The organism is Pseudoclavibacter sp. CFCC 14310 (assembly GCF_008831165.1).
In the GTDB taxonomy this organism is placed as follows: Bacteria; Actinomycetota; Actinomycetes; order Actinomycetales; family Microbacteriaceae; genus Pseudoclavibacter_A.
This window is the reverse complement of record NZ_WBKC01000002.1, coordinates 32,157-54,967: the sequence shown is the minus strand read 5'-3', so window position 1 is coordinate 54,967 and position 22,811 is coordinate 32,157. Positions and strand designations below refer to the sequence as shown.

At 65.5% G+C, this 22,811-nt stretch carries 20 protein-coding genes and 1 tRNA gene; 4 read left to right on the top strand and 17 right to left on the bottom strand.

The window, feature by feature from the left end:
- Positions 1-240 precede the first annotated feature (240 nt).
- Positions 241-1,584 carry an MFS transporter gene (locus tag F8O06_RS04020; protein ID WP_158037646.1) on the top strand — a complete coding sequence of 448 codons (1,344 nt, stop codon included), beginning with the start codon at positions 241-243 and terminating at the stop codon, positions 1,582-1,584.
- On the opposite strand, the gene F8O06_RS04015 is transcribed toward F8O06_RS04020, so the two are convergent.
- Positions 1,572-2,411, bottom strand: a complete 840-nt coding sequence (locus F8O06_RS04015) for an alpha/beta fold hydrolase (protein ID WP_158031126.1) — start codon at positions 2,409-2,411, stop codon at positions 1,572-1,574. The genes F8O06_RS04020 and F8O06_RS04015 overlap by 13 nt on opposite strands.
- A 95-nt stretch (positions 2,412-2,506) precedes the next feature.
- Between F8O06_RS04015 and F8O06_RS04010 the strand changes: the two genes are divergently transcribed.
- A complete protein-coding gene (locus F8O06_RS04010; RefSeq protein WP_158037645.1) occupies positions 2,507-3,904 on the top strand; it encodes a peptide synthetase in 1,398 nt (465 codons plus the stop codon).
- Between the two features lie 4 nt (positions 3,905-3,908).
- Here F8O06_RS04010 and F8O06_RS04005 read toward each other — a convergent pair whose 3' ends face one another.
- The 6 genes from F8O06_RS04005 to thrC all read right to left on the bottom strand — a co-directional run bounded on the left by F8O06_RS04005 (position 3,909) and on the right by thrC (position 11,423).
- Complete coding sequence (locus F8O06_RS04005; RefSeq protein WP_225733386.1) at positions 3,909-4,763, bottom strand: amino acid ABC transporter ATP-binding protein; 855 nt, start codon at positions 4,761-4,763, stop codon at positions 3,909-3,911.
- On the bottom strand, positions 4,760-6,289 hold the full coding sequence (locus F8O06_RS04000; RefSeq protein ID WP_225733385.1) for an amino acid ABC transporter substrate-binding protein/permease: 1,530 nt from the start codon (positions 6,287-6,289) through the stop codon (positions 4,760-4,762). The genes F8O06_RS04005 and F8O06_RS04000 overlap by 4 nt, the downstream gene beginning before the upstream one ends.
- A gap of 146 nt (positions 6,290-6,435) precedes the next feature.
- Positions 6,436-7,302: a 3-hydroxyacyl-CoA dehydrogenase gene (locus F8O06_RS03995; RefSeq protein ID WP_158037644.1), complete on the bottom strand. Its 867-nt coding sequence runs from the start codon at positions 7,300-7,302 to the stop codon at positions 6,436-6,438.
- A complete protein-coding gene (locus tag F8O06_RS03990; RefSeq protein WP_158037643.1) occupies positions 7,299-8,042 on the bottom strand; it encodes a TetR/AcrR family transcriptional regulator in 744 nt (247 codons plus the stop codon). The genes F8O06_RS03995 and F8O06_RS03990 overlap by 4 nt, the downstream gene beginning before the upstream one ends.
- Before the next feature lie 306 nt (positions 8,043-8,348).
- A complete protein-coding gene (locus tag F8O06_RS03985; protein WP_158037642.1) occupies positions 8,349-9,926 on the bottom strand; it encodes a cryptochrome/photolyase family protein in 1,578 nt (525 codons plus the stop codon).
- 69 nt (positions 9,927-9,995) lie between these two features.
- Positions 9,996-11,423, bottom strand: a complete 1,428-nt coding sequence (gene thrC, locus F8O06_RS03980; RefSeq protein ID WP_158038190.1) for a threonine synthase — start codon at positions 11,421-11,423, stop codon at positions 9,996-9,998.
- A gap of 161 nt (positions 11,424-11,584) precedes the next feature.
- Here thrC and F8O06_RS03975 point away from each other — a divergent pair, with 161 nt between their 5' ends.
- Positions 11,585-12,709, top strand: coding sequence for a 5-methyltetrahydropteroyltriglutamate--homocysteine S-methyltransferase (locus tag F8O06_RS03975; protein WP_158037641.1), 1,125 nt, complete (start codon positions 11,585-11,587; stop codon positions 12,707-12,709).
- Positions 12,710-13,744: 1,035 nt separating this feature from the next.
- On the opposite strand, the gene F8O06_RS03970 is transcribed toward F8O06_RS03975, so the two are convergent.
- Complete coding sequence (locus F8O06_RS03970) at positions 13,745-15,247, bottom strand: aldehyde dehydrogenase family protein (protein ID WP_158037640.1); 1,503 nt, start codon at positions 15,245-15,247, stop codon at positions 13,745-13,747.
- Between the two features lie 103 nt (positions 15,248-15,350).
- Between F8O06_RS03970 and F8O06_RS12155 the strand changes: the two genes are divergently transcribed.
- Positions 15,351-15,506: a hypothetical protein gene (locus F8O06_RS12155; protein WP_192496833.1), complete on the top strand. Its 156-nt coding sequence runs from the start codon at positions 15,351-15,353 to the stop codon at positions 15,504-15,506.
- A gap of 456 nt (positions 15,507-15,962) precedes the next feature.
- Here the strand turns inward: F8O06_RS12155 and F8O06_RS03965 are convergent.
- The 9 genes from F8O06_RS03965 to F8O06_RS03925 form a co-directional block, all read right to left on the bottom strand.
- Positions 15,963-16,035, bottom strand: a tRNA-Ala gene (locus F8O06_RS03965).
- Positions 16,036-16,204: 169 nt separating this feature from the next.
- Complete coding sequence (locus tag F8O06_RS03960) at positions 16,205-16,504, bottom strand: TIGR02611 family protein (RefSeq protein ID WP_225733384.1); 300 nt, start codon at positions 16,502-16,504, stop codon at positions 16,205-16,207.
- A 16-nt stretch (positions 16,505-16,520) separates the two neighbouring features.
- The gene (rsfS, locus tag F8O06_RS03955) at positions 16,521-16,907 is read right to left on the bottom strand and encodes a ribosome silencing factor (protein WP_158037638.1); all 387 of its coding nucleotides are present in this window, start codon (positions 16,905-16,907) and stop codon (positions 16,521-16,523) included.
- A complete protein-coding gene (locus tag F8O06_RS03950) occupies positions 16,904-18,052 on the bottom strand; it encodes a hypothetical protein (RefSeq protein WP_158037637.1) in 1,149 nt (382 codons plus the stop codon). Before F8O06_RS03950 ends, rsfS begins: the two co-directional genes overlap by 4 nt.
- Positions 18,053-18,667 (bottom strand): nicotinate-nucleotide adenylyltransferase, encoded by a 615-nt coding sequence (gene nadD, locus F8O06_RS03945; RefSeq protein WP_225733383.1) that lies wholly within the window; start codon positions 18,665-18,667, stop codon positions 18,053-18,055.
- Between the two features lie 14 nt (positions 18,668-18,681).
- Positions 18,682-18,897, bottom strand: a complete 216-nt coding sequence (locus F8O06_RS03940; protein ID WP_158037635.1) for a hypothetical protein — start codon at positions 18,895-18,897, stop codon at positions 18,682-18,684.
- A 97-nt stretch (positions 18,898-18,994) separates the two neighbouring features.
- Positions 18,995-20,296: a glutamate-5-semialdehyde dehydrogenase gene (locus F8O06_RS03935; RefSeq protein ID WP_158037634.1), complete on the bottom strand. Its 1,302-nt coding sequence runs from the start codon at positions 20,294-20,296 to the stop codon at positions 18,995-18,997.
- Positions 20,297-20,328: 32 nt separating this feature from the next.
- Positions 20,329-21,972, bottom strand: a complete 1,644-nt coding sequence (locus F8O06_RS03930) for a sensor histidine kinase (RefSeq protein WP_158037633.1) — start codon at positions 21,970-21,972, stop codon at positions 20,329-20,331.
- Complete coding sequence (locus F8O06_RS03925; RefSeq protein ID WP_225733382.1) at positions 21,969-22,688, bottom strand: response regulator transcription factor; 720 nt, start codon at positions 22,686-22,688, stop codon at positions 21,969-21,971. Before F8O06_RS03925 ends, F8O06_RS03930 begins: the two co-directional genes overlap by 4 nt.
- Positions 22,689-22,811 lie beyond the last annotated feature (123 nt).

The window sequence follows — 22,811 nt, the reverse complement described above, 5'->3', positions numbered from 1 at the left end:
GAGAGGAGGTTCCGCCATGATGGTACGCAAGACGTCGTTCGTCGCATCCACACGAATTATTATTCCGTCCCATTCGTCGGCGGAATGATCGAACACAAGTTGCTCGGGCTCGCCTGCGAAGGCAGAGCCCGACAGGCGTGATCATCGATGCGCACATCCAGGCTCTGTCTTTGCGACAGGGCCTTTTCTCTGCCCCACCAACCGGTGCCGCAGTCAGGATGTGAAAGGTGAAACACGACAATGTCCAGCACACTGGATGAGCAGACGACCGCAGGTCGAATGCCGAAGACCGTGCCTGCCGCCACCGCGGCAGGCCTGCAGCGAGACTCCGCACGCAAGGTGATCGCCGCGTCGATGATCGGCACCGCCATCGAGTTCTTCGACTTCTACGCCTACGGCACCGCCGCGGCCAACTACTTTCCCACGGTCTTCTTTCCACAGGCCAGCGCGACCGTCGGCGTGCTCGCCTCGCTGCTGACCTTTGCCGTCGCATTCGTGGCCCGCCCGTTCGGTTCACTGCTCTTCGGCCACTTCGGCGACCGTCTGGGCCGCAAGACGACGCTGGTCGTCTCGCTGCTCACCATGGGCGCCGCAACCGTGCTGATCGGCGTGCTGCCCGGGTTCGCTCAGGCCGGCGTCTGGGCGGTCGTGCTGCTGTGCCTCTGCCGGTTCTGCCAGGGCATCGGCCTGGGCGGCGAATGGTCTGGCGCCGCACTGGTCGCCACCGAGAACGCCCCGTCGAACCGCCGCGCGCTCTACGGCTCGTTCCCCGAGCTCGGCGCTCCGATCGGCTTCCTGCTCTGCAACGGCCTGTTCCTGCTGCTTGAGACGGTCTGCTCCCATGATCAGATGCTGGCCTGGGGCTGGCGCGTGCCGTTCCTGCTCAGCGGAGTGCTCGTGGTGATCGGTCTCTGGGTTCGCGTCACTATGGAGGAGACTCCGGTGTTCAAGCTCGCCGCCGCGCAGAACCGCACGGTCAAGGCACCGCTGGTGACCACGATGCATGACCACTGGCGTGCCGTCGTTCAGGGCACGCTCGTCGTCGCCGTCACGTACACGCTCTTCTACATGCTCACCACGTGGTCGCTGTCCTACGGCACGAAGACGCTCGGCTTCAGCAATCGGCAGTATCTGGCCATGCTGATGATCTCGGTGGTGGTGTTCGCGGGTTCGATCGTCGGTTCGTGCGTACTCGCCGATCATTGGGGGCGCAAGAAGGTGCTGACGCTCGCCTCGGCCGGCATGGTCGTCTTCAGCTGCTTCTTCGGCGCCATGCTCGGGCACCTCAGCGTCGCACCCGTGATGGTCTTCCTGTGCGTCGGATTCCTGCTGATGGGCGCCGCTTTCGGCCCGCTGGGCGCGTTCCTGCCCGAACTCTTCCCGGCACATGTGCGGTACACCGGTTCAGGCATCGCCTACAACCTGGCCGCCATCGTCGGTGCCGCGTTCGCCCCGTCGATCGCCACCGCGCTCGCCCGAAACGGCGTGCAGAACGTCGGCCTCTATCTCGGTCTGATGGCCGTGCTCAGTCTCATGGCGCTGTTCACCTGTCGTGAGACGAAAGACGTCGACTACCGCAGGTAACCGGCGACGCTCTGCGGCGTCTCCTGCTGCGGAGCCTGCAACACAGCGGCATCATGGGTGGCCACGTGCTCTGCGAAGAGCCCCGGCCACGCCATGATGCCGTACGGCGTCTGAGCGACCACGAGCCGGCTGCCCCGGATCAGCGCGTTGAGCGCCTGCGCCGTCGTCATCGGGTGAGCAGGGTCGGCGATCCAGGCGAGAATCAGCGTCGGGGTGGCGATGCCTGCGAGGGATGCCGGATTCGGCAGATCCGCTTCGGCGGCACCGCGCAGCACTGTCGGCAGCAGCCCTTCTGCCACCGCCGGCCGGGTGTCGGGCACGTCGGCGAGCGCCGGCGGAGTCACGTTCCTGTGCCCCTGCGCGATGAACGCCTCGATGCCGGCGCGTTCCACCAGCTCGGCGCTGGCCAGATAGTTCTTCGCCTGTGCCCGTCGGGTGTCCCAGGCCGTCGGCGGTGAGACCAGGGTCAGGCTGGCGAAGCGTGACTGATCACGCACGGCCGCGTGCAGCAGCGTGCCGCAGCCCATCGACTGCCCCACCCCGTGCACGGTCTCACCCGGCGCCACATGGTCGAGCAGCGCAAGCAGGTCGTCGGCGAGCCGGCTCCAGCGATAGCTGGCCGCTTCGAGCGATCCGGTCGAACGCCCATGGCCGCGGGCGTCGTAGCGCAGCACGCGGTGGTCGCGAAGCGCCCGCCCGTGGTCGAGCCCGAGACGCGCATCGCGCTCGCGGCACGAAGTGAGGCCGTGCAGCTGCACGACGAGCGGCCCGTCATCGCCACTGATGTCGTAGTCGATCTTCGCGTCGCTCAGCTCCAGCACGGGCACGGTCACTCCCAGTCGTCTTCTCCACGTGTCGGCAGAGGTGGCAGCACGTGAGATTCACACCAGAATAGCGCGCGGCGACGCGGTACAGTCAGAACGTGCGCCTGACGAACATCACCCGAGTCACGCTGCCCGCGGGCCGCGTGCGCCACTATGCCGTGACGATGGGTGCGGTGGTGCGAGAACACGTACCGATCTCGTTCGATCAGCGACGTCACGTAAGCGAGGGCGAACGGCCAGGCTCCTGGATGGCGCTCGCCTTCCGTCTGCCTCATCCGGTCACCGCAGAGCGACTGGGCGAGGCCTGGCTCGACGTGGTGCGCCGACACGGCACCATGCGCACAGTGTTCTCACGCGCAGACGACGGAACCCTGCAGCTGACCGAACATGCGGTGAGCGCCGGAAGCTGGCATGAGCATCCTCGCTCGGGCGGGCAGCTGACGAGGGATGCCGTGCATGAGATCCTGGACGCGCACTGCCGCCCCTGCTCGCGTCCGTCCCATCGCCTGGTGCTGATCGATCCGTCCAGCGATGCGACAGACTCCGCGCAGACCGTGGTGATCGGCTCAGACCACTCTCATGTCGACATGTGGTCGGTGCTGCTGCTCGCCCGAGACCTGCTGGCAGCGCTCGACTCGTCTGCGGTCGAGCACGACGTTCTTATGCGGCTCGAGACCGGGCGACCGACCGCCACGCTCACGACCGACGCCGCCGGAGCATCCGCATCGCTCGACGAAGCCCCAGACTTCGCCGATCACACCGCAGCCCTCGCCGCACGCCCGGCGGCCACGCCCGAGGTGCTCGAACGATGGGCCGAGATCCTGGCAGCCGGAGACGGACTGCTGCCCACGCTGCCGCTCGACCTCGGCGAGCTGCGGCACGCGGTGCCAGAGGTGGTCGAGGTGCGTGACATCCTTGACGCCGACCGTCTCGAGATGCTTTCGACGCAGGCCGCGGCCCTGGGAGTCCGACTGCTGCACATGGTGCTCGCCGACTTGGCCGGAGTCACCCTCGCCATGACCGGGCGGCCGCTGCGTGCGGTCTTCCCGGTGCACAGTCGGTACGAACCGCGCTGGCACGACTCCGTCGGCTGGTTCGTGACCAACTCGGTGATCGAGTGCGCCTCGGATGACCCGCGCGAGTGTGCCCGGGATGTGAAAGATGCGCTTCGACTCGCGGGCACGCCGCTGGCCGACATTTTCGAACCTCGCGGCGGCATGCCGGGCGGTCCGGGCATGTTCGCAATCTCCTGGCTCGACACCCGCCGTCTACCCGTGCAGCTGCCTGCAGAACTGGCGACGCAGTACGTCTCGGCTGCGCTGAGGGTCGACGGCGTGATGATCTGGTTCGTCGTGAGTCCGACCGGCATGCATCTGCGCTGCCGTTACCCGGATACCCCACAGGCACGTGTCAGCATGCGCGCCTGGCTCGAGGCCGTCGTGCATCGGTTGCAGGATCGCACGCTGCACGACGCCGTCGAGCACCGCGCCAGCTGAGGGTTCAGAGCACCTTCGAGAGGAAGGTCTGCAGGCGAGCGCTCTGCGGGTGCGCGAAGACTTGTTCGGGCGAGCCCTGCTCTTCGACCACGCCGGCGTCGAGGAAGAGCACGCGGTTCGAGACCTCACGAGCGAACCCCATCTCATGCGTCACCAACAGCAGTGTCATGCCTTCGGCGGCCAGATCGCGGATGACCTGCAGCACCTCGCCGACCATCTCGGGGTCGAGCGCGCTGGTGGCCTCGTCGAAGAGCATGATCTCGGGCTTCATGGCGAGTGCCCGTGCGATGGCGACACGCTGCTTCTGGCCGCCTGAGAGGGATGTCGGGCTTGCGTCCGCCTTGTCTGCCAGCCCCACCCGGTCGAGTAGTTCGAGCGCCATACTCCGGGCCTCAGTCTTGCTCACGTGGTGGATCTCTCGCGGCGCCAGCTCGATGTTCTCGGCGACGGTCATGTTCGGAAAGAGGTTGAAGTGCTGAAACACCATGCCGACCTCGCGGCGCACCTCGTCGATGTTCACCTTCGCACCGGAGATGTCGTGCCCGTTCACGATGACGGTGCCCGACGTCGGGGTCTCGAGCCGGTTGAGGCAGCGCAGCAGCGTCGACTTGCCCGACCCCGATGTGCCGATGATACTGACCACGTCGCCTGATCGCACCGTCAGCGAGATGCCCTTGAGCACCTCGTTCGAGCCGAAGGTCTTCTTCAGATCGCGCACCTCGATGCGGACGGGGCGATCGGTCTCGCTGACGGACCCGGCGGCGCTGGCGCTGTCAGGCGTGTTGATGGTGCTTTCGTCCATGGTCGGTGCCTTCTCCGTTGTCGAGCTGCCGTCGCTGGTGGTCGGTTCGGCGCTCATCGGTTGATCCTCCGGTCGATCACGTTGGCGAGCCATGTCAGCAAGGTGATCGCCACCAAATAGATGATGGCCACGAGCAGCAGCGTCTCAGTCACGCGGAAGTTCGCCGCGTAGATCTGCTGGCCCTGATAGAGCAGCTCGCCGAAGCCGATGGCGAGCAGCAGCGACGAGTCTTTCACCATGATCACGAGCTGATTGATCAGCGACGGTGTGGCGATCTTGACGGCCTGCGGCAGCACGACGCGCTGCATCGACTTGCTGTAGCCCAGGCCGAGCGACCGGGCCGCCTCGAGCTGGCCGGAGTCGACTGACCCCACCGCTCCGCGGATGATCTCGGTGATGTATGCTCCCGAGTTCAGCGCCAGAGTGAGCACGCCGGCAACCCAGATGTTCACGGGATGCCCGATCAGCTGTGGAACGCCGAAGTAGAAGAAGAACGCCCAGACCAGCAGCGGGGTGCCGCGGAAGACGCCGACGAAGATTTTGGCGATCCAGTCGAGCACGCGGCTGGTGCCGACGCGCATCAGGCCGAAGCCGAAGCCGAGTACCATAGCCACGGCGAACGAGATCAGCGTGATGATCACCGTGTTGCGCAGACCGAGCATCAGAGCGGGGAACGCCTGCTTGGCGAGCTGCAGCAGCCCGCCCTGGCCGGCGGCGTTCGCCTCGGGGTCGGCAAGATAGTGGTCGATGATGCGCTGGTACTCGCCGTCCTGCCTGATCGAGGCGAGTCCTCGGTTGAACGCGTCGACGAAGTCGGCGTTCATGCCCTTGTTCACCGCGACGCCGTAGTCGCCGCCGGGCACCTTGTCTGTCACCGTCTTCAGCCCGTTGTTCTGGGCGATGCCGTAGGCCAGCACTGGATAGTCGTCGATGACGGCAACGGCATTGCCCGACTTGACTTTCTCGTACATGGTCGCCGACTGATCGACGCCGTCGATCTTGAAACCGTACTGTTCTTGAATCGACTTGGCGTAGGCCTCGCCTTCGGAACCGGTCTTGACCGCGACGGTCCTGCCCCGCAGGTCTTCGTAGGAGTGCACGTCTTCGTTGTTCTTGGCGACAGCCATCTGCACTCCACTCTGGAAGTACGGGTCGGTGAAGTCATAGACCTGCTTGCGCTGGTCGGTGATCGACATGCCGGCGATCACCGCATCGACCTGGTTTGACGACAGCGCCTGCAGTGCCGCGTTGAAGCCGAGCGACTGGATCTCGACGTCGAAGCCCTCGCGCTTGGCGATTTCGCGCATGAGATCCATGTCGATGCCGACCATCTGCCCCGATGAGTCGCGGAACTCGAAGGGCGCGAAGGTCGTGTCGGTCGCGACCCGGAAGGTGCGGCCCGCGACGGCGCCGTCGCCGCTCGGGTTCTCATCGGCATCGGCGTGAGCGGACGACACTCCGGGCAGCAGCAGGGCGAACAGCGTGAAGAACGCCATCGCGAATGCCGTGAGCACGCCCCATGGCCTGCGACCCCCAGACTCACCAGAGTGCTGGTCGATTCTGGTCGCATGGTCGCAGACCATCAGTGCCTCCGTCTTCTCGCCGGGCCGTAGGCACCGTCGAGAGGTTCATCTCGTCGAGTGATTGCTGGGGAAAAGTATACTCACCTCAATATTTCGACCGTGGACCTGGGCCCGGCAAGACGCATCACCGGCACCAAGTTCAGGCGTCACTCCGCCTGGTCATAGGAGTAGAACCCCTCCCCCGAGGCCCGTCCGAGCTTGCCCTGATCGAGGTAGTTCTCTTTCAGCCAGGCGGCGATCTGCTGCTTGCGCTCGTCGCCATGCGCCATGATGTTGTACGGAGTGTTCAGACCCACCACATCGAGAATCTGGAAGGGGCCCATCGGCGCGCCGGTTCCGATCCGCCAGACGTTGTCGACATCAGCGGGCTCGGAGTACCCGAAGACGACCAGTTCGAGCGCTGCGTCGAGCAGCGGCACGAGCAGCGAGTTCAGCACGTACCCTGACTTCTCTTTGTGCAGCGGGACCGGCACCATGCCCATCTCTTTGGCGTAGGCGACAACTCGGTCGAAGACCTCAGACGAGGTCTGTTCAGTGCCCATGACCTCGGCCGTGTTGTGCAGCCAGATCTCGTTGGCGAAGTGCAGGGCGAGAAAGCGGTCGGGACGGTCGGTCGCGCTCACGATGTCGCTTGGCAGCAAGGTCGACGAGTTCGTCGCGAAGATGGTCTTCGCCGGTGCCGCGGCGCTCAGCTTCTGATAGGTGTCACGCTTGATCGCCACGGCCTCGGGCACGGCCTCGATGACCAGATCTGCGTCGGCCACCGCGGCCGCGAGATCGCTGCTCACGCCCAGACGAGACAGAGCCGCATCGGTCCGGGCCTCCGTTGCCCCGTCGACCTGCTGCTGGTACACCTTGGCGAGGCCGGCGAATCGCGCCTTTGCGTGCTCGAGAATCTCGTCGCTGATGTCATAGGCGGTCACGGTGAACCCGGCGTAGGCGCTCTGGAAGGCGATCTGCGATCCGAGCACGCCGGTGCCGAGCACGGTGACGTTGGTGATGTTGCTGGTCATGATGGTTCCTTTCGGGTTTTCTTTGGGTCGTTGGTCTTGACTTCGATCGTGCTGACCGGGGTCGAGGAGCAGATCTCGGCGGCGCGCACGCGGAGCCCGTCGACGATCATGGCCACCTGCAGTCGCAGATCGGCGAAGTCGTTGTTCAGCGCGTCACTGGCGCGGTGCGGCTGGATCAGCAGCACGTGCAGATCGGCGAAGATGCTGCGGGCAGCCTGCAGGGCGACCGGCTGAAGGCAGGCGGATGCCGTGGCCGACAGCTCGGCGTCGCCCGCTCTGATCTGGTCGTCGAGATCGGCCATCAGACGATCGCAGAGATGGTGCTCCATCTCTTCGACGAGTGCGAGACCTTCGGCACGGTATGGCTCGTCGGCATCGGCGAAGATGAGCTCACGCTGGAAGAGCGCGGTGTTGCGTGGCTGGTCTGCGGCCGCCCGCAGAATGCACACGGCGTAGGCGAGAAGAGCCTCCGTCGTCTCAGCCTCTGCGTCCATGGCGCGCTCTGCTGCGGCCAAGGCCTCGCGCAGCCGCTCGTTGTATACGAGCAGCAGCAGCTCCGGCTTGGTGGCCGCATAGCGGAACAGCGTGCCTGCGGCGATGTCGACACGCTCGGAGATCTGCTGGGTCGTCGTGGCGTCGAAGCCCTGTGCGTCGAAGAGCTCTGCGGCCGCGTGTATGATGCGCCCGAGCGTCTCTCGTTTGCGACGGGCGACTCGACCTTCGCTTTTGGTCACCGTCATTTCCCACCTCCAGGATCTGCGCAGCCGACACCTCTTGTAGACGCAGACTCCTCAGGAGTCCTGGTGAGCCTGCTCATTTCTGAGTGTACTCATGTTTTGACGCATTTCGATACCCTCCAGGCAAGTTTGCGCGCCCAGAATGTCAGCAGATAGAACAGTCGATCTCTCAGTACGAACAATCGATCTCGCAGAGAGCACTCGTCACCGGCGCTCCGCATCGCAGAGCCCCGGGCTATCTGCCGATCGCCGGCTCTGACGCAGCTCTGCTCGCGGCCGGGCGCGTCACCGTCACCTTTATCACTGGTGTCACCGAGGCGCCCGCGTGAGTTCGGCATAGGCTGCGAGCGCACGCGCACGACTCGCGCGCAGGTCGACCAGCGGCTCGATCCCGGGCTGCCTCGCCTGCCACCGGTCGACATACTCTCCCTGCGGGTCGAACCGACGCCGCTGGGTCTCGGGGTTGAAAATGCGGAAGTAGGGCGCAGCATCCGCCCCGCACCCGGCAACCCACTGCCAGTTGAAGGGGTTGCTCGCGGCATCCGCGTCGACGAGCGTGTCCCAGAACCAGCGTTCCCCAACCCGCCAGTCGATCATCAGGTTCTTCACCAGATACGACGCCGCCACCATGCGCACGCGATTGTGCATGACGCCGGTCTGCCAGAGCTCGCGCATACCGGCGTCGACGAGCGGCTCTCCCGTGCGGCCCTGCTGCCAGGCCCGCAGCTCAGAGTTCTCTGCGGCAGACATCGCGGCACCCGCGGCCTGCCCCGCTCCGGCTCGCCACGGAAACGCATCGAATCGCCGGTCGAGGTTAGTCGTCGCCAGATCGGGATGCTGAAAGAGCGTGTGCCATGCGAACTCCCGCCAGCCGAGCTCGCTCAGGAACGTCCCGACGGACCGACCGCTCGCGATGGCCTGGCGCCATACCGTTGCCAGGCTGATCTCTCCCCACCGCAGGTGTGGCGAGAGCCCCGAGACCGCGTCGTCGTCGGCAGGTTCGTCACGGTGCTCGGCATACTCGTCGATCGGCGCAGGTCTCTGTGCACTTCCCGGCGCAGCATGCGACGCTTCCTCGCCCAGAAAGATCGCCAGCCGTCGATGGGCCGCGTCCTCTCCCGGTGTCCATCGATCCGCGAGACCCGCTGACCAGTCGGGAGCACTCGGCCGTAGGTTCCAGCTCGCAAGCGTCGTCGAGAACGTCTCGGCGGCCGAGCTGGCAGGGCTGGCAGGGCTGGCACTCGGCTCACGCCCTCCGCCTAGCGTCGGCAGTTCGACGGATGCAGGCGTGAGATGGTCGGGCGCCGGCACCGGAGCGCGAACGGGCAGTTCCCCGCAGGCTCGCCAGAAGGGCGAATAGACTTTGTACGCTCCCCCGGCCTTCGTCTGCACGGTCCAGGGTTCGTGCAGCAGATTCGCAGCGAACGACTGCACGGCGACGCCTGCGTTGCGCAGCCGGAGCTTCAGATCGGCGTCGATCGCCTTCTCTGGTCCGTACCGCCGGTTCCAGACCACCCGGGTGATCTGCGTCGCCCCGGTGGCGACGTTCGCGCCATCTTCTGTGTGCCCACCAGACTCGACAGGCACACCGACCTCAGCGTGTGCGCCAGCACCAGCACCAGCTCCCCAGATGAGACGCGGAATCACTACACGGGCGGCTCCGCGCTCGAGCAGCAGCGGCGCACCGAGCTCGGCCAGCCGCTCGCTGAGTCGCATCAGAGACTGGTGCAGCCACCACTTCGCCGCTCCGCCCAATGCGCGGGTCTCTGGACTATGCTCATCGAGCAGGTAGACGCAGACGACGCCCTCCGGGTCACGAGACGCCTGCAGCAGCGCCGGGTTGTCCTTCACCCGCAGATCGTCTCGAAACCACACCAGAGTCGTCATGACCCCAGTTTAGTTCACCTGGTAAGTAAGCTCCGCTGGTACAGACCGCGCGCCGTCAGCTCCGCAGACTCAGACCTGCGCCGTCAGCGCGTGCTCCTCGAGGTACGCACGCACGGCATCCACATCATCTGGCAGATCGACGACGTGTTGAGGCTGCTGCAGCAGCTCACGCACGGCGGGCGAGATCACGTCGACGTCATCGCCCAGCGCCTCGTGCACCGTGTCGCTGAACTTGGCCGGCAGCGCCGTCTCAAGCACCAGGGTCAGGCCGGGCACATCGAGTTCATGCGCCACCGTGACCCCGTCAGCGGTGTGCGGGTCGATGACGACGCCGCTGTGCTCATAGGTCGATCGGATGCTCGCGAGCCGGTCAGCATGGGTGCTGGTTCCGCTGATGAAGCCGAATTCGGCGTGTAGGCGCGGCAGCTCGGCGCTGAGGTCGAGGCGACCGGTGCGCTGCAGCTCGGCCCAGCGCTCGGGGAATGCGTCTGTGCCCAGCAGCTCCCAGATGAAGCGTTCGAGGTTCGAGGCCTTCGAGATGTCCATCGAGGGGCTCGACGTGGCTAGCGTCTCTTCGCGCGAACGCGGCACGTACACACCGGTGCGGAAGAAGTCGTCGAGCACGTTGTTCTCGTTGGTGGCGAGGATCAGACGGTCGATCGGCAGCCCCATGCTGCGCGAGAGGTGACCCGCGTAGATGTTGCCGAAGTTGCCCGACGGCACGGCCACCGAGAGCATCGCCTCGGGTCGGTCGGACTCGGCCACCGCATCCGTCGCACGCAGCCACGCCCAGAAGTAGTACACGATCTGTGCGCTGATTCGGCCGAAGTTGATCGAGTTGACGGCGCCGATGGCCTGGTCGGCCTTGAACTGCGCATCGCCGTTGATCGCCTTCACGATGTTCTGGCAGTCGTCGAAGACTCCGTCGATGGCGATGTTGTGCACGTTGTCGTCGGTGATCGAGTACATCTGCGCACGCTGCACATCGCTCATACGGCCCTGTGGCGAGAGCATGAACACGCTGATGCCGGGCTTGCCGCGGAACGCATGCTCGGCTGCTGAGCCGGTATCTCCCGACGTAGCGCCCAGAATGTTGAGGCGACGGCCTCGACGAGCCAGCACATAGGGCATCGCCTCGCCGAGAAACTGCATCGCCAGGTCTTTGAAGGCCATGGTCGGCCCCTGCGACAGCCCGACCAGTACCGTGCGATCGTCCAGCGGCGTCAGCGGCACGACGGGGTCGGGAAAACGCTCGGGGCTGTAGGCCCTGGCAGTGAGCACTTCAAGGTCGGCCGTCGGGATGTCGGTCGCGTAGAGCGCGATCACCTTCGCCGCGAGCTGCGGGTAGGTCAGCGAACGCCATGACTCGCGCTGCTCGGCGCTCACCTGGGGAATCGTCTGCGGCACCACGAGACCGCCGTCGGGGGCGAGACCGTCGAGCAGCACCTCGGTGAACGTCGCGGGCTGCATGCCCCCTCGTGTCGAGACGTACTGCAGATCGGTCTGGTGGTCGATCATTCCCTCGGTCATGCGGTTCGTGCCTTTCGATAGACGGCGCTCGTACGGCTGCCACTCAAGGATACCGACTGACCACGACAGGCCGTGGTCCGGCGCCGCCAGAAGCCCTCAGCGGCCGCCGAACTGATAGAACTGAACCTATGACAACCTCGCACAGCATCCCCTTTCGTGCCGACCAGGTCGGCAGTCTGCTTCGTCCGCCGGCCGTCCACGAGGCCCGCGACCGCTTCGCCCGCGGTGAGATCGACGCCGCAGCTCTGCGTGCCGTCGAAGACGAGCAGATCGCACGCGTCATCGCCAAGCAGGAGGAGGTCGGTCTGCAGGCGGTGACCGACGGCGAGTTCCGTCGCGCCTTCTGGCACTTCGACTTCTTCGGCGGGCTCAATGGCGTCGAGATCGTCGAAGAGGACAGCGGCATGGCCTTTCACGGCACGGCGCCGAAGCCGCATGCCGTGCACATCACCGGCAAGGTGAGCTTTCCCGACGACCACCCCATGCTCGAGCACTTCCGCTTCGTTCGCGACCACACCACGGTCACGGCCAAGCAGTGCATCCCGGCGCCGACCGTCATGCACTTTCGTCTGGCCCCCGAGAGCATCGACCACAGCGTCTACCCCGACCGGGCTTCGCTGTTCGCCGATCTGGCTCAGACGTGGCGGGATGCCGTCCGTGCCTTCCACGCTGCGGGGTGCCGCTACCTGCAGTTCGACGACACCGCATGGGCGTATCTGTGCTCTGATCTGGAACTGGAGCGTGCCCGCGAGCGCGGACTCGACACCGAGAACATCGCACAGGCCTACGCCGATCTGCTGAACGACATCGTTCGCGACCGCCCTGAAGACATGACGATCACCACGCACGTGTGTCGTGGCAACTTCCGCTCGACGTGGATCTCGTCGGGCGGCTACGAGCCGGTCGCCCCGTACCTGCTCGGCCAGGTCGACTACGACGGCTTCTTCCTGGAGTACGACTCCGATCGTGCCGGCGGCTTCGAGCCGCTGCGCTTTCTGCCCCATGACGGTCGCCGGGTCGTGCTCGGGCTGGTCACGTCGAAGTCGGGCGACCTCGAACCGGCGGATGCCGTGCGCGCGCGTATTCGCGAGGCGGCGGAATTCGCCCCGCTCGATCAGCTCGCCCTGAGCCCGCAGTGCGGTTTCGCCTCGACCGAAGAGGGCAACGTGCTCACCGAGGAACAGCAGTGGGCGAAGCTCCGCGAGATCACGAAGATCGCCGACGAGGTCTGGGGCTTTCCGCAGGATCGGTAGCTCTCGGCGCGAGCAAGTCTCAGCGCAGGCGGGTCGCAACGCGAGCAAGATCTGGCTGCAGGCGGGTCTCAGCGCGAGCGATTCTCAGCGCGAGCAAGATCTCACGGCAGGCGGGTTTTAACGCGAGCAAGTCTCAGCGCGAGCCTCCTGACCGGTCTGATCCACTGGAGCGGTCAAAGGGCCGAACCTGGCGGGTCTGATACAACGACTCAACAGGTCGAACCTGTGAGATCTGCAAAATCGGCCCAGCAGGTCGAACCTGGCAGACCTACCTACAAGCGTGGTGAAACCGGCAAGAACGGTCACAACGACGGGTCGTCATTGCCGCTTGGCCTCGTCACTCTGCCTGCACCGGTCGGACTCGTCCAGTGCAGCCTCGCGCCACCGATCTGCTTGACCTTCCAGTGGCTCTGAAGTTTGAGCGGGGTGCCGACGGCACAGACAGGCGAGGTCATCCGGATTGGTGGGGCCGTCCCATTCCCAGTTCCCCGTCTGGTCGACCTCACAGCCGTGTGCCGTAGCCTCGCATCCAGGGAATCTGCAGGTACCGTCACAAGCCTTCACGAACTCGGCGAGGTCGCAGGTCGGCCGATACTGGTCTTCGGTCGAGGTTCAGCACTGCACCAGTGACCTGATCTGTCTGCCATGAAGCACAAATTCGCTGAGATGTACACGGTTCCGCTGAAATCAGGCTGTTCTGAGCGGAACCGTGTACATCTCGGCGGAACGGTGTACATCTGGGCAGAGCCGCGCACGTCTGGGCAGAGCCGCGCACAAGGCGATCGCTCCTCCGAGCACACGAACCAACCTCGGAGCATGTGGGCGCCATGACCCGAGAGCATATTTTCGCGCCAGACCATGAGATTCATGCAGCGAATCCTGCCAGAGCCTGACGAATGCTCTCGGAGCGACTCAGTCAGTCACATATTCCTTCACGTGAGGTCGCTCCTCGACACTGGCCGGCTCATCTTCCGCGAACCTGAGGGCGATCTATGGCAAGGCTGCGCGCTTCGACCGGGCCGTCCCCGCCACCTCCTATCCGGCGAGCACCTCAGACTCCAGCACAGCGACCGCCCGCGCATCCTGGAAGTCACGCAGCCCGTCGAGCCCCTGCTCACGCCCCATGCCCGACGACTTGAGTCCGCCGAACGGCGCCCGCAGATCGAGCCGGTTCGCACCGTGGTCGTTGATCCATACATACCCGCAGACCAGCTGGCCGGCGACCCGCCGAGCCCGCGCCGCATCCATCGTCCAGACCGAGCCGCCCAGGGCCGCCCAGCTGTCGTTGGCAAGGCGCACCGCATCCGCCGCGTCGTCGAACGCCATCACCGGGATCACCGGTCCGAACTGCTCTTCGGTGACCACGCGCAGGCCCGCATCGGGTTCGACCACGATCGCCGGCCGCACGAAGTTGCCTGTGGCAAGATCGCCGCCCGGCAGCTCGCCGAACTCTCGCACGTCGGCCCCGGCCGCTTTCGCCTCGGCGATCAGCCCGTCGACGAACCTCTTCTGTTCCGCCGAATGCAGCGGCCCCATCGTCGTCTTCGGGTCGACACCGTCGCCGAGCACCACGTGGTCGAGCCGCGCAGAGAGCCCGGCAACCAGCTCGTCGAGGCGCGACCGGTGCACGTAGATGCGCTTGGCGTTCATGCAGATCTGCCCGGTCGAGTCGAACACCGCGTGGAAGAGCCGGTCCAAGTGCTCCTCATCGAGCGGAGCGTCATCGAACACGATCGCCGCATCGTTGCCGCCGAGCTCCAGCGTCACACGGGTCAGCGTCGGCGCCGCGAGCTCCATCATGCGACGACCGCCGCCCACGCTCCCGGTGAAGCAGACCTTCGCGACATCCTCGTTGCGAATCAGTCCCGTCATGTTCGCGTCCGGCCCGGTCACGACATTCAGCACGCCTGCGGGCAGACGCTCGGCCACCCGCTGCACGAGCTGCGCCGTCGCCAGCGGAGCAGTCAGCGGCGGCTTCACGATCACTGTGTTGCCGGCCAGCAGCGCGTACGGCAGCGATGCCGCGAGAATCGCCAGCGGCCGGTTGAACGGCACGATCACCGTGGCCACACCGAGCGGCTGATAAGTCACCGTCGTCTCGACCGGGATGCCGGGTTCGGGGCGCAGCACGACATCGGCATCGACCTGGTCGACCAGCGTGAGCGCCAGTCGCCAGCGCAGCTCGAAGACGAGCGCGTCGACCCACGCCTCGGCCACGATCTTGCCGTTCTCTCGCGACAGCAGCGCGGCATCCGCATCTCGGTCTGCCGCGATGTCTGCGACGGCCTCGGTCATCAGGTCGGCGCGCTGCTGCGGGGTCAGCGCCGACCACTGCGCGAACGCACCTTTCGCCGCAGCCACGGCGTCTGCCACGTCTGCTGGCGATGCCGCCGCCGCATGGCCGACAATATGGCTCGGCCTCGCCGGATCGATGATGGCCGTCGTCTCGTCGGTCGCGCGCGCGGCGCCCCCGATGAAGAGTCTCGAGCGCGTCTCGTCAGGCGTCGAATCGTTCTGGGGATGCGCGGTGTCAGTCATGCGGTCTGCTTTCAGTCGTGGGGTGGGCGCGGCTGGATGTTGTGCTCTGTGTGCAGGATCAGGCTGGAACCAACACTATCCCAGCTTCTGCGGTCTGGCCGTAGTGGTCTCCCTGCTCGAGCAGGGCGACGCGACGATTCCTGAGCGCAGACAGATCATGCTCGATCAACGAGACCGCATCGAACGCCAGATCGCCGAGCTGGAGCTCGCCCGCGAGGCGACAGATTTCAAGATCGCACGGTACTCCGCGCCGGAGTGAGCGGTCGGTGCGCTGCCGCGGCAGTGCTCATACCGGCTGGGCTGGTGCGTGAGCACTGCAACGCACATGCCCGGTACTGGTGGAGGACAAACAGTACTCAAACAGCCGCCGGGCAGCACTGCCCACCTCTAATTGGTCGAACGCGGCAGCGCCCTACTTGCTTCAGTGCAACACGGATTTGTCGAGCGCGGCACCGTTCCGCTCAACCTCAGCTGATCTCGACAAAACCATGTAAATCCGAGCGGATCCGTGCACCGGCACAAAGACTCATCAGCACAGAGTCAAAACCTGATGCGCCCTCATGCTGAATGTCGCCACAGTACACAGCACTACATCGCGCGCAGAGCACGGTGCCTGCAAAACACTGCGCACAGATCAGCCCCTCAACGCAGAAATCCCGCCAGTTGCACCTGGCGGGATTTCTAATGTTACGAGCGATGTCTCAACCATCTCGTGTGGACCTGAGGGGACTCGAACCCCTGACCCCCTGCATGCCATGCAGGTGCGCTACCAGCTGCGCCACAGGCCCCTTTCGGAGCTTCAAAACACCTTACGGCGTTTCAGCCAACTCGATAATCTTAGACTGAACTGCTTGAAGATTGCAACCCGAGATCGACAAGTCCGTTCAGGCTGAGGCACGAACCCAGCCCGAGCAGACAGCTCCCTGCTGCGGCACTGTTCACCACAGCACTGTCAAACTATCCACGACGCCGCTCGCGCCGGCGCTCCATCCGTGCGCTGAGCCACACCCAGAACCTCTTCAGTGGTTTCAGGGCCTTCGCAGCCCAGGCGAACTCCGTCGCGAGAATACCGAGGCCGAAGAAGATCACGATCCAGCCGGGGCCGGGCAGCGGCAGCAGCACGATGCCGAGGGCCAGCACGCACCCGCCGACGCACGCGACACCCGCCCGCCAGATGCGCAGCATCCGAGGATGCCGCCCCAGCCAGCGACGAAAGGCACCCTGCTCTGGCGCATCAGCGTCGTCAGCCGGAGTCACGAGGTTCGCACCCGATTCAGCGCGCAGAGGTGCTCTCCACACCATCGTGCAGGTCAAGCTCGACCACCGGCGCCGTGTTCCAGATGCGTTCCAGGGCATAGAAGTCGCGCGACTCTTCCTGGAAGGTGTGCACGACCACATCGCCGAAGTTCTGCAGCACCCACTCCCCCAGCTCGCGCCCCTCGCGGCCTCGCATCTTCACGCCGTTCTCGACCATGGCATCCTGCACAGCGTCGGCGATGGCGACCACGTTACGGTCGCTCGATCCGGTGACGACCACGAAGATGTCTGCGAACGGATTCGTGCCCGAGACGTCGAGCGCGACGATGTCGTGCCCGTTCAAGTCGAGCGCGGCCTGAGCGGCGATCTGTGCCAGGCGTTTCGCCTCTGCGGTGGCCGTCATGCGCCGAAGATCCGCAGCAGCACGAACACGGTGGCGGCGATGAGCAGCACGCCGGCACCGATCAGCAGACCGATCGACAGCTTGTTCATGCGATCGTGCTGTGAGTTCTCGGGAAGAATGCGGTCGGTCTCGTAGCGACGCACCGTCTCGACGGCAGACACCGGCCGAGTCTCGTCAGTCACCGGCACCGAGTCGCTGGTGTCGGCCAGCGGGTCGCCGCGATCTTTCTCGTACGCCGCCGGGATGACACCGGTGTCGGTGGTCAGCTGCGGCAGTGTGATCGAACCGGTCGTGATCAGCACATCACCGGTCGAGTCGAGCGGCAGCGCGAGGCTGTTCTGCTCGGGTGTGCTCGGCAGCACAAGCACGCTGGCCGTTGCTGGCCCGGTCGTGATGGTCGGCTTGTTGGGGGCGATCCTGGCGTCGACGTCGCTGTCAGACGTCGCCGGCGTGATGATCACCGGAGTGCTCTCAGCCTTCGCCGGTTGGCTCGGCTGAGCTGCGGACTTCGTCACCGACGGGGTCGGAGCCGCTGCGCGAGGCTTCGATGAGGCCACCGGTGCATCGGCCAGCAGCGGCCGCCGGCGACGAGGTTCCGGCGTCGACGGCGTCGGGGACGCCGCGGCCGGTTTCGCTGCAGGCGTCACCTGCGAGCTGCCCGGCGTCGACGAGGGGCCGCCAACCGGTTTTGCAGCAGGCCGTTCTGCCGCCGGCTTCTCAGCCGGCTTCGGGGTGGGCTTCGCCTGAGCGGGCGCCGCCGACTTCACGAAGGCCGGACCTGCCGATGTGGCAGGAGCAGGCTGCGGAGCCGACTTCTTCGCCACTGCCGGACGCTGAACAGGTGCCGGACGCTGAGCCGATGCCGGGCGCTGAGCAGGAGTCGACTGTGCCGCCGCTGCCGGGGCGCCGTGCCGATGATGCGCTCGTTTCGACTGCCCGTCGGCAGCAGTGCTCTGTGCCGACTGCTGCGCCTTCGAGGCAGCACCCTGCCCTGAACCGGCTGCTGTCTGCTTCTTCTTTGCATCGCCGGAAGTCTTCGATGCGTCGCTCGGAGTCTTTGCCGCTGCGGCCTCGGAGGCAGCCAGCTGAGCCGCGCGCTCTCGTGCACGCAGCTCTCGCCGCGTCAGCTGATGTTCTTCGGCCACTTAGTCCTCATCCCGATACAGTCCGTATTTACTGATGTACTGGACAACGCCGTCTGGCACCAAGTACCACACGGGCTGACCACGGCGCGCACGCCGTCGACAGTCTGTCGACGATATCGCAAGCGCAGGTATCTCTAACAAGCTTACGTCGTCATGCGGCAGGCTCGAAAGTGAGAGCGGATGCCCGGGCCTGCTGACCGCGACGAAATGCGCGAGCTTCCAGAGCTCTTCGCTGTCTTTCCACGTCAAAATCTGGGCGATGGCATCGGCCCCAGAAATGAAGAAGAGCTCGGCCTCGGGGCGCAGACGATGCAGGTCGCGAAGGGTGTCAATCGTATAGGTGGGGCCCGCTCGATCGATGTCGACTCGGCTCACGGTGAACCTGGGGTTGGATGCTGTGGCGATCACCGTCATCAGGTAACGCTGGTCGGCACCGGTGACCCGGCGATCAGCTTTCATCCACGGCTGGCCGGTGGGTACGAACACCACTTCGTCGAGGTCGAACGCGTTCGCCACCTCGCTGGCAGCCACTAAGTGGCCGTGGTGAATCGGATCGAAGGTACCGCCCATGACGCCGATACGTCGACGCCGATGCGGGGTGGTCTGTGTGTGCACGCGACTGGCGGAGCTCAGTGCCCCTGGTGCGCCTCTGAACCGGCGGCCAGCTCGGGAAGCGGCGGAACGACCTCATCGTGATGCCGGTTGTTGACGTCACGGTAGCTGAACACGATGAGCCCGAGCAGGATGAAGACCACAGCGGCGACCAGTGCGAAGCCCCACGGAGGCATCGGCATCGAGTGCTCCACTGATTCAGCGGCAAGTACGTTCACGGCAGTTGCAAGCATTGTGTCCTCATCTTCTGACTACTCACCCCATGATAGAGGATCACGCGACCACTTCAGTACACACGCGCCAGCGTGCCCGCCCCGCGCCAGTCAGCGGTCAGTGTCTGATCTGGCCCTCGCCGCGCACCATCCACTTCGTGGTGGTGAGCTCGGGCAGGCCCATCGGCCCGCGCGCATGCAGCTTCTGTGTCGAGATGCCGACCTCGGCGCCGAACCCGAACTGGCCGCCGTCGGTGAAACGGGTCGAGGTGTTGACCATGACCACAGCCGAGTCCACCTCGGCGAGAAAGCGCTCGGCGTTCGCATAGTCTTCGGTGATGATCGACTCGGTGTGGTGCGTCGAGAAGTGATTGATGTGCTCGATCGCCTCGTCGATCGAATCGACGACGTGCACCGCCAGCTCGAGTGCGAGGTACTCCGTCTGCCAATCGGCTTCGGTCGCGGGAACGACCGAGGAGTCGATCGCCTGAACGGCCTCGTCTCCGTGAATCGTCACGTCTCTGTCGTGCAGTGCGGTCAGCACGGCGGGAAGCACTCGTTCGGCCGCGTCACGATGCACGAGTACCGTCTCGGCGGCGTTGCACACACTCACGCGTTGGGTCTTCGCGTTCACCACGATGTCGACCGCATGCTGCAGATCGGCACTCGCATCGAGATAGACGTGCACGTTGCCGTCACCGGTCTCGATCACCGGCACGGTCGACGTCTGCACCACCCGCTGGATCAGCGCCTTGCCGCCGCGCGGAATCAGTACGTCGATCAGCCCACGCGCATGCATCAGTGCGTCAGCGCCCGCGCGACCGTGGTCGTCGACGCTCACCACGGCATCCGCCGGCAGCCCGACCGAGGCGATCGCCTCACGCAGCACCTGCACCAGCACGTCATTGGTGTCATACGCAGCCGAGCCGCCGCGCAGCGCCACGGCGTTGCCGCTCTTGATCGCGAGGGCGGCGATGTCGACCGTGACGTTCGGACGTGCCTCGTAGATCACGCCCAGCACGCCGAAAGGCACACGAACCTGTTCGATGCGCACACCGTTCGGCAGCCGATGACCGCGCACGAGCGTGCCGATCGGGTCGGTCAGCCCCACCACGACGCGCACGGCGTCGGCGAGCGCTGCAATGCGGTCATGATCGAGGCGCAGTCGGTCGTGCATGGGCAACGACAGCCCCGTCTCGACCGCACGATCGAGATCGCGCGCGTTGGCCTCGAGAATGCGCGACTCGTTGTCGACGAGCGCCTGGGCGATCGCCTCAAGCGCTGCATCTTTGACGCCCGAGGTGCGTGTGGCGAGCGAGCGCCCGGCCTGCTTCGCTGCCTGCAGACGCGGCCGCAGAGCGGCAAGAGCCGCCTCGCCGGTGAGCGGTGAACGATCGTCGCGTGAGTGATCTGCTGACATGCCTCACAGTCTATGACACGGCGCCGACACGATCAGGCGCGATTCGCGTTCGGATCGTCCGCGTCGTTCTGGGCACCGGTCTCGTCGTCCTGCTGTGGATGCTGCAGTCTCGGCAGCAGCACGGTGAATGTCGTTCCGTGGTCGCCCTCCAATGGCCTGCCGTCGTCATCGAAGCGCTGCGGAGTCGACGCGACCGAGACGCTGCCGCCGTGTGCATGAACCAGCGCCTGCACGATCGAGAGTCCGAGCCCGGTCGACCCCTGCCCCGGGGTGCGGGAGTCGTCAGCTTTGACGAAGCGGTCGAAGATCGTGTCGACCATCTGTTCCGGAATGCCCTGGCCGTCGTCGCGCACTTGGATGCGCACGTCGTCGCCGACGATCGCAGCGCCGAGCACCACGTTCGTGCCGGCCGGCGTGTGTGTGCGGGAGTTCGCGAGCAGGTTGACCAGCACCTGACGCAGGCTGTTCTCGTCTCCCAGCACCTCGAGCGGCTGGCTGGCGTCGAGGTCGAGCTGCCAGTGGTGGTTCGGGCCCGCGGCGTGCGCGTCTGCCACGGCGTCGATCAGCAGCCCTCGCAGGTCGACCTCTTCACGCTCGATCACCGGCTCGTTGTCCAGACGGGCGAGCAGCAGCAGGTCTTCGACCAGGTCAGACATGCGCTCGGACTCGCTGCGCACGCGACCCAGCTGCTCGGCCGCATGGGGCGGCAGCGTGTCGGCATCGCGCAGCACGAGCTGCGTGTAGCCGCGAATCGATGCGAGCGGCGTGCGCAGCTCATGGCTGGCGTCTGCGACGAAACGGCGCAGCTTCGTCTCGCTGGCCCGTCGCACGCGGAAGGCGTCGTCGATGTGTGTGAGCATGCGGTTGAAACTGCCCGCCACGCGACCCACCTCGGTCACGTCGTCGACGAAGATCTCGGGAATGCGCTCGGTCAGCGCCGCGTCTCCGGTGGCGAGTTCGCGCCCGGCAACGCTCTGTGCGGTTCGTGCGACGACCTCGAGCGGATGCAGTGCGCGGCGCATGAGCATCCAGCCGAGCAGCAGCGCGCCGATGCCGGCCAGCGCGATCACGACCATCTGCACGACCATGTACTGCGTGATCGTATTGGCGACGGCCTCCTGTGAGATGGCGACGACCTGTCGAGCACCGGTTCGGTCGTTGATCGCGACGGCACGGTAGGTGCCGAGATCGGGCAGCGGCACGTCGTAGAAACCGCCGTCGACCGGCACCTTCAGCAGCATCGCGACCTGATCGGAGTCGAGCTGGTGGAAGGTCGGGGTCTCGCCGTCGTCGATGTAGCCGGCTCTGAGAGATCCCTGCCGCAGGTCGACGATGATGGTGTGCGCCCGCTGCGTGCGCACGTCGAGGCCTGGCGGAACCGGGTCATCGGGCCGCACTACGGCATCCCCTTTCGCCACATCAGTGGCGCGGGCACGCTCGGTCGCGAGACTCAGCTCGGTGTTGAGCTGCCCGTACAGCGAGGTGTTCAGCGCAGACGTGGTGACGGTCGCGATCAGGGCCACGCTCGAGAACAGCAGCGCAGCGAGCATGATCGGCAGTGTCTTGCTCAGCGGCAGCAGCCGCCAGTGCCGCAGCAGGCCTCGCCTCTTGCGACGGTAGGCGCCGGGCCTCGCAGCACGCTGGTGCGAGGTGCGCGGGCCCTCGCGATCGGTCATACCGCAGGCTTCAGCACGTATCCGACGCCTCGAACGGTGTGGATCATCGGCTCGCGCCCGTGGTCGATCTTCTTGCGCAGATACGAGATGTACAGCTCGACGACATTGACCTCTCCGCCGAAGTCATAGTGCCAGACGTGATCGAGTATCTGCGTTTTGGACATGACCTTCTTGGCATTGCGCATCAAGAAGCGCAGCAGTTCGAACTCGGTCGCTGTGAGCTTGATCTCGTCGCCGCCGCGGGTCACTTCGTATGAGTCTTCGTTCAGCATGAGATCGCCGACGACGACAGTGGGGTCGTGCTCCTCTTCGACCCAGTGCCGCGAGCGTCGCAGCAGCCCGCGCACGCGCGCCATGAGCTCTTCGATGTTGAACGGCTTGGTCAGATAGTCGTCGGCGCCCACGGTGATGCCGGCGATGCGATCTTCGACCGCGTCACGAGCGGTGAGAAAGATCACCGGGATGCTCTCGTCGATCTCGTGCAGCTTGCGCAGCACCTCGAACCCGCTGAGGTCAGGCAGCATCACATCGAGGATCACCACGTCGGGTCGGGTGGTGCGGGCAGCATCGACCGCTCCTCGGCCGTTGAGCGAGGTCATCACGTTCAGGCCCTCATAGCGCACGGCTGAAGCGACGAGCTCAAGCAGGTTCGGTTCGTCGTCGACGACGAGCACCGTCACATCGTGCTTCTCACTTCTGGCAGCTGACTCGTTCACAGGCTCTCCGATCTCTCTCACCCGGGCCTGAACCCGGGATCTTCGCGCGAGTGCCGACGATACGTCGTCCGGGCGTTCTCGCGAAGAACTGCTTCGAGCATACTGAGCGAATTCTGTGAGCGT

Excerpts from the sequence above, each read along its gene's own strand:
- F8O06_RS03940 (WP_158037635.1), bottom strand. The coding sequence starts at position 18,897 with ATGCTTGCAACTGCCGTGAACGTACTTGCCGCTGAATCAGTGGAGCAC.
- F8O06_RS03995 (WP_158037644.1), bottom strand. The coding sequence starts at position 7,302 with ATGACCAGCAACATCACCAACGTCACCGTGCTCGGCACCGGCGTGCTC.
- F8O06_RS03990 (WP_158037643.1), bottom strand. The coding sequence starts at position 8,042 with ATGACGGTGACCAAAAGCGAAGGTCGAGTCGCCCGTCGCAAACGAGAG.
- F8O06_RS03985 (WP_158037642.1), bottom strand. The coding sequence starts at position 9,926 with ATGACGACTCTGGTGTGGTTTCGAGACGATCTGCGGGTGAAGGACAAC.
- F8O06_RS04005 (WP_225733386.1), bottom strand. The coding sequence starts at position 4,763 with ATGAGCGCCGAACCGACCACCAGCGACGGCAGCTCGACAACGGAGAAG.
- rsfS (WP_158037638.1), bottom strand. The coding sequence starts at position 16,907 with ATGACGGCCACCGCAGAGGCGAAACGCCTGGCACAGATCGCCGCTCAG.
- F8O06_RS04000 (WP_225733385.1), bottom strand. The coding sequence starts at position 6,289 with ATGGTCTGCGACCATGCGACCAGAATCGACCAGCACTCTGGTGAGTCT.
- F8O06_RS03930 (WP_158037633.1), bottom strand. The coding sequence starts at position 21,972 with ATGACCGATCGCGAGGGCCCGCGCACCTCGCACCAGCGTGCTGCGAGG.
- F8O06_RS03970 (WP_158037640.1), bottom strand. The coding sequence starts at position 15,247 with ATGACTGACACCGCGCATCCCCAGAACGATTCGACGCCTGACGAGACG.
- F8O06_RS04020 (WP_158037646.1), top strand. The coding sequence starts at position 241 with ATGTCCAGCACACTGGATGAGCAGACGACCGCAGGTCGAATGCCGAAG.
- F8O06_RS03975 (WP_158037641.1), top strand. The coding sequence starts at position 11,585 with ATGACAACCTCGCACAGCATCCCCTTTCGTGCCGACCAGGTCGGCAGT.
- F8O06_RS03935 (WP_158037634.1), bottom strand. The coding sequence starts at position 20,296 with ATGTCAGCAGATCACTCACGCGACGATCGTTCACCGCTCACCGGCGAG.